We start from the raw sequence: 15,591 nt of genomic DNA, 5'->3' as shown, positions 1-15,591 counted from the left end.
ATTAAGACTCCGCAGCTAAACCGTATTCTTTCGCTTCTTCTAGATCAACAGTGACTAACTTCGATGTTCCTGGCTCAGGCATTGTTACACCAAGTAAGTCAGTAGCCATCGTCATCGCAACTTTATTGTGTGTAATGTAAATGAATTGGACCTGTTCAGAAAGCTCTTTTACTAAATTACAAAAACGTCCAACATTTGCATCATCTAACGGTGCATCAACCTCATCCAATACACAAAATGGTGCTGGATTCAGTCGAAATATAGCAAAAACTAATGCTAGTGCTGTTAGTGCTTTTTCACCGCCTGATAACAATGCTAAAGAACTATTTCGCTTTCCTGGTGGTCGAGCCATTAGCTTTACACCAGATTGCCAATCATCTTCTAAACTTAAACTTGCTTCACCACCATTAAACACCTTTGGGAATAAGTTTTGCAATTCCGCATTTACTTGATCAAAGGTAGTCATGAATAGCTTTTTAGTTTCTTGATCAATGCTTTTCATCGCATCTTTTAATTGTGCGACTGTTTTTTCAAGATCTTCAATTTGATGGCTTAAATCTTCATAACGCTTTGATACTTCTTCATACTCTTCTGAAGCTGCTAAGTTCACAGCGCCTATTTTGTCAAACTGACGCTGTGCCTGCTCTAACTGCTGTTGGTGCTGACTCAAATCAATTTTCACATTTTCTAATAATTCTGCATTAAGCTCTTTTAATTGTTCAGCATAATGTTGTAAATCAGATTTAGCCACTTGCCATGCTAAACGCTTCTCTTCTAACTGGGTTCTAAAGTGCTCATCACATTGCTGATGATTTAACCGTAGCTCCGTCAATTTTTGTTGCTTAGACTGTATTTCATTAAGCTCGACTTGCCATGAGGACCAAGTCTTTTGTAACTTTTCAGTCTGCTGCTTTTGAGCCTCATATTGGCTTTGCAAAGTGGGTAATTCTAATTGAATCGGATCCACGAAATTTTTAGCTTGTGTAATTTGCGTGATGATCTGCTTATATTGAGTTTTTAGAAAACTTGCATCTTTTTCCAACAGCTCAATTTGTTGCTGATTTTGCGTATGAGTACGGCGGTTTTTTTCTAACTCTTGTTGTTTTTTGTAAACTAAGTCCTGAAGATGCTCAACCTGATTATTCAATTCTTCAACTTGAAACTCTAAAGTTTTGTAGTGTGGAAGATTGTGCTCAATCTTGAGAATCAATGCATGTAAATCGATTTCGAGATCATCTTTTTGCATCGCATCTTCTTCAAGCTGCGCATCAAGTTGAGCAATTTGCGACTCGATGTGTAGATTTTGCGATTCAAAAGCCTGCTGAGCCATTTGCTGTTTTGCAATCTTCACTTCAAATTGGTGAGCAAGAGCTTGATGATTTTTTAACGCTTTTTGTAACTCCGTACATTCACTATTTTTTTGTTCAAGCTTTAATTGCATCTCAGCGAGTTCGAGCGTCATTGACTCATGCGCTTTCACCATTTGTGTCAACTCTGAATCAATTTCATCTAATCGAATTCGGTGGCTAAGTGCTCCTTGAGCATCTTGACTCGACTCATCAAAGTACAGACCAATCATCCAGTCAGGACCAATATGATAGCCATCCAAACTTAAAATAGACTCACCTTGTTTTAATTGAGGCTGTAATTGAAGCGCCTGCTCAAAATCTTGAGCTATCGCAACGTTTAACCATAATGAGTTTTGGGGGAAATCAATCCAGCTCGCTAATGTGGGTAAACCAAGTACAGTCCCAGATACATCTTGCTGAATAACTTTTAATTGACGGGCTGATTCGGTCTGAAATAAATCTTCACTCTTTAACGTATTCGCATGCAGCCACTTTGACAGAAATTTTTCGACCAATGCTGTAAATGGTTTCGCCTGATCTTTTAGCTTCAAAATTTGCATTAAAGGGTCATTGCTCTTCGATGCATGTCGACTGACTTTCACCACAAGCTGTTGTAATTGTTTTTGTTCAGATTTCAAAATCTGGATGTGTGAATTCAAATCTGTGCATTTACTTTTTTGCTCAGTCAATGAGATTTGATCACGTTTCAATTGAGTTTCTAATTGCTCAATTCTTTCTTCTAGACGAACGATTTCAATCTGTACATCATGTTTTTCATGCAGGAGATTGTCAATATCATCCTGTTCATACTGTGCTTGATTTTGAGATTTTTGTTCGACCAAAGTTTGCTTTTGCTGCTCAATTCGAAGCACATTTTTAGCCAATTGATCACTCTGCGCCAACATTTGTGCACGTTGCTGTTGTTGCTTTTCAACCAATGCTTTTATTTCAGAAAATGATTTTTGCGCTTCAAGTTGCTTTGCCTTCAGCTCATTGAATTGTTGTAAATCAAGCTGTGCATTTGATTCAGTATCACTCAATGTTGTTGCTTGATGTTCTTGCTGGAGGATCAAATCTTCCAACTGAATATCAATCAGTTGCATCCGCTCTTTGGTTTGTATTTTTTGCTCTTCAAGCTGCTTTAAAGTTAAAGTATTTTGAGCAAACAATTGCTGTTTTTGATCCAAATTGGCTTGTAATTCAGCCAGTTTTTTTTCAGCTTGTTGCCATTCTTGCTGAAGTGGTGTGGATTGTTGCATTAATCGCTGAAATAACTCATTTGTTGCTGTTAAATCATGCTCAACAGTGGTGAGTTCAGAACGAACAAGCTTAAATTGCTCACCCAATTCAGTCATTTCAGTTGTATATTCTTGTTGAATTCGTTCACTTTGATGGCATTGAAATGAAAGTATCTCAACTTTCAAAGTTCGAATTTCAGTCTCTAAGGCTTTATATTGAAGTGCAGCTTCTGCTTGACGCTTTAGTGTCTTTAATTGGGATTTTAATTCAACAGCAATGTCATTTAGACGACTTAAATTTTGATGAGTATGTTCTAAATGTTGCATCGTCTCACGACGACGTGCTTGATAACGTGATACTCCAGCAGCTTCTTCGATATAAACGCGCATTTCATCTGGTTTTGCATCGACCAAACGGTTAATCATGCCTTGTTCAATAATCGCATACGAACGAGGACCTAAGCCTGTTCCTAAAAAAATATCTGTAATATCACGGCGGCGGCATTTTGTACCATTAAGAAAATATTCAGATTTACCCTCGCGATTGACTTGGCGACGTACCGCCAACTCACTATAAGCGTTATATGCTCCACCTAGTTTTCCATAGGTGTTTTCGAAGCGTAATTCTACACTCGCCATTCCCACTGGTTTACGTTTTGCTGTCCCAGTAAAAATGACATCCTGCATACTTCCACCACGTAACTGGCGTGCGCTTGACTCTCCCATCACCCATCGGATTGCATCGATGACGTTGGATTTACCACAACCATTTGGTCCCACGACTGCGGTACGGTTGGCTTTAAATTGTAAGGTGCTGCTATCCGCAAAAGATTTAAAGCCAGAGAGTTTTAAGCTGCTTAATCGCATAGTGTCCTGATTATCTGCGCGATCTCCGCGCCCAAGCTAGTTCAATTTGTTTCATTCGTGTCAGTGACTCTAACACTAGATTGCGCAAGTGTCGGCAAAAATCTTCCATAAATAAAGTAGCTTGTTGTGATTTTCGGATCAAAATTGCATCGATCACAAGCTTAATTAATTCAAGTGCTTCTTGAAGCTCTCTACGCGAAGTATTTAAGGTTAAAAAATAACTACGACGTATAGATGGCAACAGTTCGCGATAAAACTTCATTAAGTATGGGTTGGCTACCATATCTTGTTGCTTAGCTAAAAATTGAAATACACCATCGTAAAATTTTTCAGTATTACTTTGTTTAACTTGTTCAATTAAATATTGCATAAGTTGCTGAAGCGCCTCAGCTTCATGATTACGCCAAGTTTCACTCATACGCTGGACGATCTGCCCTAACATAAGTGCACTTGTATCAAATAAAGCTCGCACTTGTTGAGCAGACATTTCTGACACAATTGCGCCGCGTCTTGGATAAATTTCAATTAAATGCGTGCGTTCAAGTAATAACAAAGCTTCACGTACCGAACCTCGACTCACGTCTAATTCTTTAGCGATACGCAATTCTTGTATACGTTCACCTTCGACCAATTCGCCACTAATAATCTGTTCACTTATATGTCTGGCTATTTGCTCTGAAAGGCTGTCCACTTCTTCCAATTGCATAATATTCCTATTTATTTTTTTACTCACACTTCATCAAGCATGATGCTATTTTATTGTTTTTATACCAATAGCATCATACTGACTATGTCTTTGTCTGACAATTTATCAAATTTTTAAGTCAATACACATCATTATTTTCGAGAATGATTTGGCATATTTTTCTCAAAATACGCCTTGATAAATAAAATAAATCCCTACAGTTGTAAGCAAAGCTGCAAAACATTTTTTCAACATCGCTGCTGACAGTTTATGTGCAACTTTTGCTCCTACTTTTGCGGTGATAAAACTCATTACACTAATGCCAATGAATGCATAAACATGAACATATCCAATGGCATTTTCGATTTCAGCAGGTGCTTTTTGTCCGTAGAACATAAATCCAAATGCACCTGCTAAAGCAATCGGCAGTCCACATGCAGCAGATGTTGCAACAGCTTTTTGCATCACCACCCCATGATGATTTAAATAAGGTACGGTTAAACTTCCTCCACCGATCCCAAAAATTGCTGAAGCCACCCCAATTCCACTTCCCGCAGCCAATTGAGCAGGTACAGAAGGTAGTTGCTTAGATTGATCGACCACCACATTAGCACCACGGAACATACGGTATGCAACCCAAATTGCGAAACAACCGATAATCAATTGCAGCATTGGTCCAGAGATAATACTGGCCAATCCAGCACCAAAAAATGAACCCAGTACCAAACCTGGCGCTAAATTTTTAAATACTGACCATAGCACTGCACCTTTTTTATGATGTGCCATAACTGAGCTAATCGATGTGACCACAATCGTAGCCAATGATGTTCCAAGCGCCATGTGCATAATGACAGTTGGGTCATAACCCATTTGGGTAAATACAATAAATAAAATGGGTACGATGATTAATCCACCGCCCACGCCAAACAACCCTGCAGTAAAACCAGCGATTGCACCAATAGCTAAATATATGATTAACTCCATAAATCTTTTACTCTTCTCAGATTCAACATGGATTTAGAGACTCGCCACCTCAGTCAGCTTTTAACTGAAGCTCAACAACTTCCAGAAGTTTTACTGTTAAAACAGAGCACCACTTCAACCAATGATGAAGTACGCGCACTCATCAAAAAAGGTGTACAGGGTATTCTTGTATGCAGTGAGACTCAAACTCAGGGACGTGGACAACATCAACGACAATGGGTTTCCCCAGTCGGGAATATTTATTTAAGCACATTGCTAGAAACCAAAACACCCTTAGATGGTCGACTATCCCTTGAGATCGCACTTAATATTTTGCAAATTCCTTCATTTAAGTCATTGGATCATTTACAAATCAAATGGCCAAATGACCTTTATAGTGCGCAAGGCAAATGGGGTGGCATTTTGGTAGAGCCTGTAACCCCACATCAGGCGATTGTTGGTGTTGGTATTAATTTATTGCCTGTTTCTGATGCAGCAATCGAACAGCAAACCACATCAATCATGCAATTGGGTTTAGCTCATCCAAATCGAATTAAGATTATTTCAGAGCTTTATCTCGCAATCATGCAAGCTGGACAATGGTTTGAGCATGGAAGTTATAACCTCTCGGGACGTTTCAATCACTATGCTACTTTTATGAATCAGACTGTAGAGTTTGAGCAAGTGAATAAAACAGTACAAGGTATCTTTAAAGGTATTGGAGATGATGGTCGAATTAATATTTTGACTGAACAAGGTTTAATCGGTTTGTATCAAGGGCGTTTACGCTTAAAAAAATAAAGAAAAGATAGGTCAGCGAATACATGATGAAACGTCTTTGGTTAGATATAGGCAATACGCGTTTAAAATATTGGATCACGGAAGGTGAGCAAATCTTGGAGCATGTGGCGGAGCTTCATCTACAATCTCCTGCGGACTTAATGTTGGGTCTCATCCAACACTTTAAATCTCAAAACCTATCAGAAGTCGGTATCTCATCTGTTCAAGACAAGAAGAATAACGACCGTATACTCAAAATTTTAAAACTGCTGGATATCCCAATTGTCGTTGCTAAAGTTCATCAAGAATATGCAGGACTCCAATGTGGATATACAGAACCGAATCAATTGGGTATCGATCGTTGGCTACAAGTTCTAGCGGTCGTCACCGATCCTCAAGAGAAATATTGCGTGATCAGTTGTGGAACGGCCTTAACAATTGATTTAGCAGATGGATTTACACATTTAGGGGGATATATCGTACCTAATCTCTATCTACAACGAGACTCACTTATTCAAAATACCAAAGGGATCAAAATCCCTGATGCTGCATTTGATGAGTTAAGTCCTGGGCAAAATACAATGGATGCTGTTCATCATGGTATTTTATTGGGATTGGTCAGTATGATCGAAAAAGTTTTAACAACATCTCCAAGAAAATTAATCCTTACAGGTGGAGATGCAGCACTTTTTGCTCAATATTTACAATCTTATGACCCGAAAATTGAAACCGATTTATTATTAAAAGGCTTACAACGCTATCTTGCTGTTGCGCAACAAAAAACATAACTTGGTCATCAGGTCTGCTGAACTGAGTGTCTCTTAAAACAAAAAATTATTCACTCAGTATCAGTACACACACCCAAAATATAAAAAGTAGGCTGAACAACATGAATAACAAGACGTTAAATGCTTGGAATATTGCGAAGAAACTTCCCTTAGGTAAAGTGCTTTTCAATCAAATGATTCAACTCAAAGCACCTTATTTCAAATCGATTCGCACGAAAATTATTGAATTGAGACCAGATTTTTGTCAGGTCCAGATGTCTAAAGAAAAAAGGGTTTTAAATCACCTTAATACTGTACATGCGATTGCATTGTGTAATTTGGCAGAGCTTACTGGTGGCCTAATGACAGAAGTTACTCTTCCACCAAGTCATCGATGGATACCCGACGGTATGCAAGTCAAATATATTAAAAAAGCTACGACCAATTTAATAGCAGTTGCTTATCCTCTGACGCCAATTCAAGCGGGGCAATCCATACCAAATAGATTTGTAGCGTGTGTCGAAGTCCATGATCAAAACCAAGCGCTTGTCTTTAGAGCAGAAATCAATATGTGGGTGACATCACGTTAAACACGTCAGTGAGAGCTTATAGCTTCTGAATTAATCTCGAATAATCTCAGCCCAGACCTCAGGCAATGCCGTACAACCTTCTGAATCAATAAAATGGCCTTGATGTTCAGCAGCAACGACATGTGCATCAATACTTTCAGCTTGCTGGAAACTAAATTTAGGCAGAACGCGCTCATCACCTTCAGAATAAATGACCACGCGATCATGAACTTGGTCACGAATGAGTTCAAAATCTATATCAGCAGCATCAATAAATGGATTGACTTGCTCAAGACGCCCTAAACGTCCATTGAAACCAGCAACTAGAATTAATTTTTTGATTTTTTGGTTTAAAAGCACTTGGCTTAAGTAATGTAAAGTTGCAATACACCCGAGACTGTGAGCAACAAAAATTGTTTGATCATCAATTTGAGCTATTTGCTCTTTCATTTGTTGTTCCCACGTTCCTAATTGTGGCGTCTCAGAAGGATCTAATCTCAATACTTTTAATGGAATACCATACTGATCAGCTTGTTGTTGTATCCATGGAAACCAATTTTCTTCAGGGCTTGCCGTATATCCATGCACAACATAAACCTGTGTCATTTTCTTGCACTCTTGACTGTATTCTCAATATCATGAATTGATTATTTTTTAAACTAAATAGTAAGTTTGCAAAATTATGTAGCATGAAAAAAGGCGCCAAAGCGCCTTTTTAAATTATGGGAGTTATTTTGGATCTTTGCCACCAAATAACGGACCAACGCCACCGCCGCCACCAAATTTCTTTTGCATACCGCTTAATGATTTCATCATTTTCGCCATACCCGATGGATTCGCAAATTTTTTCATCATTTTTGCCATTTGGGCATGTTGTTTGATCAGCTTATTGACTTCAGCAACATCCATACCACAACCTGCTGCGATACGTTTTTTACGGCTTGGATTCATCAAGTCAGGATTGCGACGCTCTTTGATGGTCATCGATTGAATAATCGCTTCCATTTTCTTCACTTGCTTTTCAGGATTTGCTTGAGCAATCGCATCCTGAATTCCTGAGTTACTCATGCCAGGCAACTTGTCTAAGAAGCCCATCATACCGCCCATTTTATTCATTTGTTCAAACTGCATCAGCATATCTTCAAAGTTGAAGCTGCCGCCTTTTTGCAGTTTTTTCGCCATTTTTTCAGCTTTTTCTTTGTCGACTTTACGTTCAAGCTCTTCGACCAAAGAAAGCACATCACCCATACCTAAGATACGTTGTGCTACACGCTCAGGATGGAATGGTTCAAGGGCATCGAGTTTCTCCCCCATCCCCAAGAATTTAATAGGCTTACCAGTAATTGCACGAACAGAAAGTGCCGCACCACCACGCGCATCACCATCAGTTTTTGTAAGAATCACACCGGTTAAAGGCAATGCATCATTGAATGCTTTTGCTGTATTTGCAGCATCCTGACCGGTCATTGCATCTACAACGAACAGTGTTTCTGTAGGATTAATCGCTGCATGCAATTCTTTAATTTCGCCCATCATATCGTCATCGATATGTAAACGACCTGCAGTATCGACAATCAATACATCCGCAAATTGAATTTTGGCTTGTTCAATTGCTCGGTTTGCAATCGTAATTGGCTTTTCATCAGCACTTGATTCAAAGAAAATCGCGCCGACTTCACCTGCTACAGTCTGGAGCTGCTTAATCGCTGCAGGACGATAGACGTCGGCAGAAACCATTGCGACTTTTTTCTTTTGTCGCTCTTGTAAAAAACGAGCTAATTTTGCAGCAGTCGTCGTTTTACCTGCACCTTGTAAACCAGCCAATAAAACAACAACGGGAGGCTTTGCAGCAAGATCAAGACTTTCATTTGCCTCACCCATCATTTTGGTGAGTTCATCATGAACAATTTTGACGAATGCTTGGCCTGGAGATAACTGTGACATCACCTCTTGACCTAATGCCTCTTCCTTAACTTTCGCGATAAATTCACGAGTTACAGGAAGTGCAACATCGGCTTCAAGAAGTGCCATACGCACTTCACGTAACGTATCTTTAATATTGTCTTCGGTCAGTTGCCCAGAGCCAGTAACATTTCTTAAACTCTGCGTGAGTCGTTCTGTTAAGGTATCAAACATTGCAAAATCCGCTTAAAATGGTTGTTGCAAAAAAATCTTTCTTAAAATAGAAAATTTATGCATAAGATGCTATAGGATACTGTAGTTCGTTTGGAATTTATATCTTATTAGATGAATATTCAGCATCCATAAAAAGGTTTGACATGATTAGCCTCCCTTTGGTTTACACAATTTTAGCATTGATCGCCTATACCACTGCCTTTTGGTATTTATTTACCCATTTAATGACTAAACGTGTCCCTAATCATTGGTTTATCAGTCTCGTAGCTGGATTAGGCTTGATCTTGCATGCTGTCGTCTTATTGATAGATATGAAAACGCCTTTCGGCATTAACTATAACGTTTTTAATCTCCTTTCATTTACTTCAGCACTCATGCTGTTATTGAGCCTGCTTTATAGCACTTATCGACCTGTACTTGCGCTAAATCTGATTGGAATACCAGTAGCTGCATTGGGTTTAATTTTAGGCTATTCCCTGAGCCAGCCTATACTTACACTTAAACAGAACACGTTTGGACTTGATGTCCATATTATTTTGTCACTCTCAGCTTATGCAGTGCTATTAATGGCAACAATTCACGCAGTTTTGTTGTGGTTACAAGATCGTGAGTTAAAAAACAAACAGAAACATCGTGTTTGGGTAAATCTATTACCCTCCTATCAAGCAATGGAATCTCTGTTATTCGATATGCTTGTTACAGGTTTCATTTTATTGAGTACTGCTCTTATCTTCGGCTTTTTTACGATTGATGATTTTTTTGCACAACATTTGGCACATAAAACAGCATTTAGTATTGTCTCTTGGTTTGTTTACGGTGCACTTTTATTTGGACATTATCGTTTTGGTTGGCGCGGTCAAAAAGCGAGACGCTTTACCATTATTGGTTTTATTTTACTTGCAATAGGCTTTATTGGATCAAAATTTGTATTAGAAATGATTTTAGGAAAATAACTATTGTGTGATTTAAATCACAATAAATAATAATAATTTAATAAATATCACATCATTATTAAATTTTATATACTTTAAATACATTTAAAATATAGGTAAATAAATTTTAAGTATAAATAAATTTTTTATATTAAAAATAACAATTAAAATCAATTACTTATAATAGAAAACCATATTAAACCTTTATGATGATTTAATAAATAATAGTTAATATTATTTGAATTATTTAATTAATTAATATTAATAATCTGTTCATCGCTTAATACCCCCCATTAGTCTCCTATAAGTTGTTATTATTTAGGTTAGTAACTAATGTTACAGTTAGTAAATGGATATTTTTGATGATTATTTTGGGGTATGTATGAAATTGCAAAAAGGTTTTACCTTAATCGAATTAATGATCGTCATCATTATTGTTGCAATCTTGGCCGCAATTGCAGTACCTAGTTATCAAAACTACGTCACCAAAGCAAAAATCAAAGAAGCTCAATCGAATTTAATCGCACTTTCATTAGGTGCTGAAAATGCATATCAAAGAACACTAAACTACCCTAAAGAAACCTTATCAAATACCAACGCAGTAAAAACTAAATTTACAACTTGGAATCCAAGTTCTGATTCATTTAATTTTACGTACACTTCATCAGATGGTGTGAATTATGCGGTTCAGGCAATAGGAACTGAAGCAAGAGTTTTAGGTTGTACATTAACACTCAAAAATGATGGAACTCGTACCGTGGCCGGTTGTGGTTCATATACTGACTGGGTGAAATAATATGCAAAATACTGGTTATAGAAAACAACTTGGTTTCACGCTGATCGAACTAATGATTACGATCGTTGTACTGGCTATTTTGTTATTTGTAGGTACTTCTTTAACCAGAGCTTGGGTAGATCAAAGTCATGTTGATGGAGCGCTAGCAGGTATTAAAAATGCGACTTATCAAGCCCGTTCTGCAGCAATTCGAAACACGAATAATCAAGAGTCTTCACTTGCAGCAGCATCTGTTTGTATAGATAAAACCCATCAAGAAATTAGAGTGATTCGAGTTGCTAAGGACAATACTGATGCGTGTTCAACAAGTGACGGCAACTCGCCTGACCAAAACTATATCCTTCAAAAAATCCCCTATGCATCGAATGTATTTTTCAAAGTAAATAATACAGAGTTTTATTGTCTATCTTTTAACTCGAATGGGATGTTGGTTGCTGCAAGTTCAGCATCAGCAACGTGCAATTCAAATTTAAATTTAACCGTTACAGTTGAGAAGAATAATGAATCAGCAAACATTCAAATCAACTAATCAACGTGGTTTCACATTGTTGGAGTCTCTTGTTGGTTTACTTATATTCTCGATTATTGTTTTTGGTAGCGGTTTAGCAATCAGCAAAATGTTGAACACGCAACGATATATGAACATTGACAATATAGTGATAAACGAACTGCAAAATCGCTTACAAACCATCACTATATCTACTGATTCAACTGATGTTTGTGCTTCATTCAATAACCAATCTACCGAAAGTAAATCGTTCACATTAAATGGTAATACCTACTACATTTATTGCAATTTGAATTCTGAAAATATTAGTGAAACGAGCGGTGTCGCAGGTACAAAAATTACATGGCCTGTATTAGCTGCGAGTACAAATCAATCTAATGCCAAGACCTGCGCTGAAGACAGTATGGAAGGCTTAGATTGTTATCGAGTCGGGAGATAAATCATGAGTCAAAAAGGATTTACGCTCGTTGAGTTGATGGTTGGATTAGTCATTGCAATGTTATGCATGCTAATGATGCTCATGCTTTTTAAACAGACGACTCAAATTGGTATTAGTTCTTCTCGTGATTCGGAATACGATGCTCAAATACGAACAGCATTATCAGTTGCACAGAAGCTCGTTCAAAATGCAGGCTATGGTTCAGGAAAAACATCAGATATTGCTGTAGGAGTGGACACTCAAAATTTACCTGCTGTTTTCTGGCGAATGAATCCAGATCCTGTAACAAGCTTAATGTCTGCAAATACAACGATTAATTACAACTGTGAAGCATTAACTCAAGAAAAAGAAGGTGATACATATCGCTTAATCTTTCTTAAAAAGAATAACTGTGGGTCTGAAGCAGTATTAAATATAGAAACTTTTAGCCAACCTGATGAAAAACAGCATATTGTTTCCTTTAAGACCTTAGAAACAGGCACCGTTTTTAACTTTGTATTAACACCGGGAAATTGTACACCTTTTGGAATTGATAAAAACAACTCCAAAGGTACGCGCCAACTGACGATTACTGCTAATCGTCAATACGCAGATGAAATGCAAAATTCAAACATTGGTCAAACAGTGAGTAATACCGTTTGTCTTAATAACATTGTTAACCTTTAAGAGCGAGATTAAAGATGAATAGTTTAAGAAAGCAGCAAGGCATGGCCACTATTCTTTTGGTCTTGCTCATCGGGCTTACAGTGATGATCATAACATCGACTGTTGCAAAATCACTGATCTCCAACAAAGAAGCAAATGTTGCTGCGCATGCACAAACCAACGTACAACTCATGGGATGGTCAGGTGTTAGCGCCTTTCGTGAATATTTATTAAAAAAATATAAGGATACCGATATTAATGACTTTCGCCAAAGCTTATTAAATACAGGTGAAATTCAGCTTTTAAATGATGATACCAACCAACGTTATGTCACGGTTGAAGTAAAAGATGTAAAAGGTTGCAATGGTTTAACCAATAACCCAGATGGTTCTACTGGAACCAAATGTATTGTCATCGCAAATATTCTGTCGAAAAGTGGGTCAGCTCAATCAGCTACTACGATACAAGCAATCTATGATCTTGCAGCAGACCTGATTAAGTACAAAAGTGTTATTAATTTCACTGGTCAAACATTTATGTCTGGCACTACTATTTCCGGCGAAGATCCAACTAAACCAGATGAATATGTCGAACTGAATGTCGATGGTGGTAGCCTGTCCTTACAAGCTGGTTTCAAAATCCAAAATATCAAAAACTTAACTATTAACGTTAAGAAAGACAAAGATGGTAAAGGTGGAAATGTCTATATTGATTGTTTAATTGATGCCTGTGGTACAAGAAATGGGGCTGTAATTAACATCAATGCTGAGGGCTATGTTCATATTATTAACGGCGGAAATTTTGGCAATATTTCATCTGGTGAGTGGGTTAAACTGTTAACCAATGTCAAAGCAGAAAATATTAAAGCAATTGGTGATGTCACACTTTCTCTTGGTTCTAAGGCTCAAAATATTTCCACTGACGGAAATATTAGTCTTACAGAAGGAGGCTATGCTGCAAACTTACATACCAATAAAGATGTAACACTACGCACGAATGTCGAAGTGTCTTCTATCACCACACACCAAGGGAATGTCAATATTTCCGTTTCTAGTAAAGTCAACGGAAATGTAATGGCAGGTGGCAACGTAACAATGATCGGAACTAGTGTTGTTACGGGTGATATTACCTCAGGCGGGAAAGTTAATATTTCTAGTAGTGACGTTAAAGGCAGTGTAAGAGCTAAAGAGTTTATCGATCTTGATACCCTCTCTAAAATTGAACAATCGGCCTATGCTCACAATCAGTCGCAACAAGGGGTTGGCGCGTACAAGGCGGGAGTCCGCTTAAGTACAAGTTGGATTGGTGGAAATGTGTATTCTAACGGTCCATTACGCTTACTAGATGGTCTTATTACTGAAGATGTAAAAGGTGATGTCTATCTTGCCAACTTTAGTGCTTCAAACCAGAATGGTGTAGTTGAAGGATTTAAGAATGCAATTAGTGGAAAAATTTATGAAAAACTCACAAGCATCCCTCAGCTCAGTACTTTTCCAGATATTCCTAAATACGATGTTTCTGAAACCATAGCCAGTATTCAAGAAGCAATTCAAAATATGACGTTTGAAACCAGAGTCGATGTTCGTCAATATCGAAATGATGCAAACTATATTTTCGTACGTGAATATGGCGCTGCTCGCGTATATTTAAATCATCTTCGCAATGAGAGCTCTAAAATCACTTACATGTATGAGTATGATGCTACTAATAATATTCACAAACAGTTTGCTGTAGATGCTTCAGGAAATAAAACTCAAATCATGAAAATTGACCCTGAGAACTCAAACTCAGGCTCACGAGGTTTCTATTTAGGGAAATACACCTTGAATAGCAAAGATTATGTGGGTGCTATTTGTGAAACTATTCATGAAGAACAGATCATGACCAATAGTTTAGGTCTACGTACTGACCATAAAAGCGGTTATTGTACAAGTCAAATTATTGGATATCTTCCACGTGTCAGTTTAGATTTTAATGGTCTTGATGGTAAAGACCGAACTATATTTGGTTGGCCTAAAGATTACGATTATACATTACCAGACACTTGGTATATTCGTTCAATGGATACATCTACATTCGATAACGCAAGTTTTGCTCCAGGTATTCTGTATTTCGAAGGTAAATTAATTATTTCTGGTAAAGCGAATCTTGCGGCGGATAGTACTGATTCTGTATTCACCAATACATTCCTTGCTGAAGGTGATATTGATGCGATTGCGATGTCTCCTCGCATTTATTCGCCTCGTAATATTACGCGAAATCCAAATGCAACAGATGCCTTAATTTGTTCACGTAACTTAGGCACTACGTCTAATACTAAGTTTAGTGTTAGTCCACCTGCAACAACACCTGCAACTTTATCGAACAAATTCTTGACGCCAGTGAATTTGTGCCAAGATGCGAATACGATGTATAAAAACACCAATAGATTACCTAACGGTACACTTGATACAGTGACTATTGATAATAAAGAAATAACAAAGTTAGAACTTGGTTTAGTTGCCTTGATGTCTAATCAAGTTGTGCGTATTGGTGCATGTGCACAAATTTATGGTGACGTATTAGCAAGAAGTAATGTTGAAGGTAGTGCAGCATGTGGTATCGGTGAAAAAAATGGAATCTTTGGTAATATCAGCTCTCAAGGTGTCCCACCGTATACTAGTGTTCAACAACACAATACAATGGGTGCTGGTACAAATATTTATATTCCCAAAAATGAATATAAAAATTTAAATAAAGTTGACGATGTGGATGCAAATGATTTCATCGCCATTAAAAATGCAGACCTACAATGGGCTAAATATCAATAATTGGAAGCGAATAGCCCAAACATAAGTTTGGGCTTTTTTTTGTGTGAAATTTCTGACTAGACAAGCTATACAAAACACCGTATAACACCGTTTTTCCCATATTCAGG

14 protein-coding genes are annotated in these 15,591 nt (G+C 37.6%); 9 read left to right on the top strand and 5 right to left on the bottom strand.

The features are described from left to right. Nucleotide 1: 1 nt before the first annotated feature. From smc to AC1M9B_RS10865, 3 genes are all read right to left on the bottom strand, one after another. A complete protein-coding gene (gene smc, locus AC1M9B_RS10875) occupies nucleotides 2-3,454 on the bottom strand; it encodes a chromosome segregation protein SMC (protein WP_481609094.1) in 3,453 nt (1,150 codons plus the stop codon). A 10-nt stretch (nucleotides 3,455-3,464) separates the two neighbouring features. Next, on the bottom strand, nucleotides 3,465-4,160 hold the full coding sequence (locus AC1M9B_RS10870; protein WP_481587219.1) for a GntR family transcriptional regulator: 696 nt from the start codon (nucleotides 4,158-4,160) through the stop codon (nucleotides 3,465-3,467). Nucleotides 4,161-4,322: 162 nt separating this feature from the next. Next, a complete protein-coding gene (locus AC1M9B_RS10865) occupies nucleotides 4,323-5,123 on the bottom strand; it encodes a sulfite exporter TauE/SafE family protein (RefSeq protein WP_035269256.1) in 801 nt (266 codons plus the stop codon). 27 nt (nucleotides 5,124-5,150) lie between these two features. Here AC1M9B_RS10865 and AC1M9B_RS10860 point away from each other — a divergent pair, with 27 nt between their 5' ends. The 3 genes from AC1M9B_RS10860 (at nucleotide 5,151) to AC1M9B_RS10850 (ending at nucleotide 7,239) form a co-directional block, all read left to right on the top strand. Next, entirely contained in the window at nucleotides 5,151-5,903 is a 753-nt protein-coding gene (locus AC1M9B_RS10860) for a biotin--[acetyl-CoA-carboxylase] ligase (protein ID WP_481609093.1), read from the top strand. A gap of 26 nt (nucleotides 5,904-5,929) precedes the next feature. Then, nucleotides 5,930-6,670: a type III pantothenate kinase gene (locus AC1M9B_RS10855; protein ID WP_481609098.1), complete on the top strand. Its 741-nt coding sequence runs from the start codon at nucleotides 5,930-5,932 to the stop codon at nucleotides 6,668-6,670. 101 nt (nucleotides 6,671-6,771) lie between these two features. Further along, complete coding sequence (locus AC1M9B_RS10850) at nucleotides 6,772-7,239, top strand: hotdog fold domain-containing protein (RefSeq protein WP_481609092.1); 468 nt, start codon at nucleotides 6,772-6,774, stop codon at nucleotides 7,237-7,239. Nucleotides 7,240-7,269: 30 nt separating this feature from the next. Here AC1M9B_RS10850 and AC1M9B_RS10845 read toward each other — a convergent pair whose 3' ends face one another. Then, nucleotides 7,270-7,824: an RBBP9/YdeN family alpha/beta hydrolase gene (locus tag AC1M9B_RS10845; RefSeq protein WP_179999002.1), complete on the bottom strand. Its 555-nt coding sequence runs from the start codon at nucleotides 7,822-7,824 to the stop codon at nucleotides 7,270-7,272. 123 nt (nucleotides 7,825-7,947) lie between these two features. Next, nucleotides 7,948-9,354, bottom strand: a complete 1,407-nt coding sequence (gene ffh, locus AC1M9B_RS10840; protein WP_035269264.1) for a signal recognition particle protein — start codon at nucleotides 9,352-9,354, stop codon at nucleotides 7,948-7,950. A gap of 143 nt (nucleotides 9,355-9,497) precedes the next feature. Between ffh and AC1M9B_RS10835 the strand changes: the two genes are divergently transcribed. The 6 genes from AC1M9B_RS10835 to AC1M9B_RS10810 all read left to right on the top strand — a co-directional run bounded on the left by AC1M9B_RS10835 (nucleotide 9,498) and on the right by AC1M9B_RS10810 (nucleotide 15,484). Then, nucleotides 9,498-10,307, top strand: coding sequence for a cytochrome C assembly family protein (locus tag AC1M9B_RS10835; protein ID WP_092767475.1), 810 nt, complete (start codon nucleotides 9,498-9,500; stop codon nucleotides 10,305-10,307). A 361-nt stretch (nucleotides 10,308-10,668) separates the two neighbouring features. Beyond that, nucleotides 10,669-11,082, top strand: coding sequence for a type IV pilin protein (locus tag AC1M9B_RS10830; protein WP_143047410.1), 414 nt, complete (start codon nucleotides 10,669-10,671; stop codon nucleotides 11,080-11,082). Nucleotide 11,083: 1 nt separating this feature from the next. After that, on the top strand, nucleotides 11,084-11,611 hold the full coding sequence (locus AC1M9B_RS10825; RefSeq protein ID WP_092767479.1) for a pilus assembly FimT family protein: 528 nt from the start codon (nucleotides 11,084-11,086) through the stop codon (nucleotides 11,609-11,611). After that, complete coding sequence (locus AC1M9B_RS10820; RefSeq protein ID WP_092767481.1) at nucleotides 11,583-12,029, top strand: PulJ/GspJ family protein; 447 nt, start codon at nucleotides 11,583-11,585, stop codon at nucleotides 12,027-12,029. Before AC1M9B_RS10825 ends, AC1M9B_RS10820 begins: the two co-directional genes overlap by 29 nt. 3 nt (nucleotides 12,030-12,032) lie before the next feature. Then, on the top strand, nucleotides 12,033-12,695 hold the full coding sequence (locus AC1M9B_RS10815; RefSeq protein ID WP_092767483.1) for a PilW family protein: 663 nt from the start codon (nucleotides 12,033-12,035) through the stop codon (nucleotides 12,693-12,695). A 41-nt stretch (nucleotides 12,696-12,736) separates the two neighbouring features. Beyond that, nucleotides 12,737-15,484, top strand: a complete 2,748-nt coding sequence (locus tag AC1M9B_RS10810) for a bactofilin family protein (protein WP_481609091.1) — start codon at nucleotides 12,737-12,739, stop codon at nucleotides 15,482-15,484. Nucleotides 15,485-15,591: the final 107 nt, after the last annotated feature.

The sequence above is a fragment of the Acinetobacter sp. ANC_7513 genome, from assembly GCF_056779915.1.
Note: the sequence above shows the minus strand (reverse complement) of the source record. Positions and strands in the feature narration are given on the sequence as shown.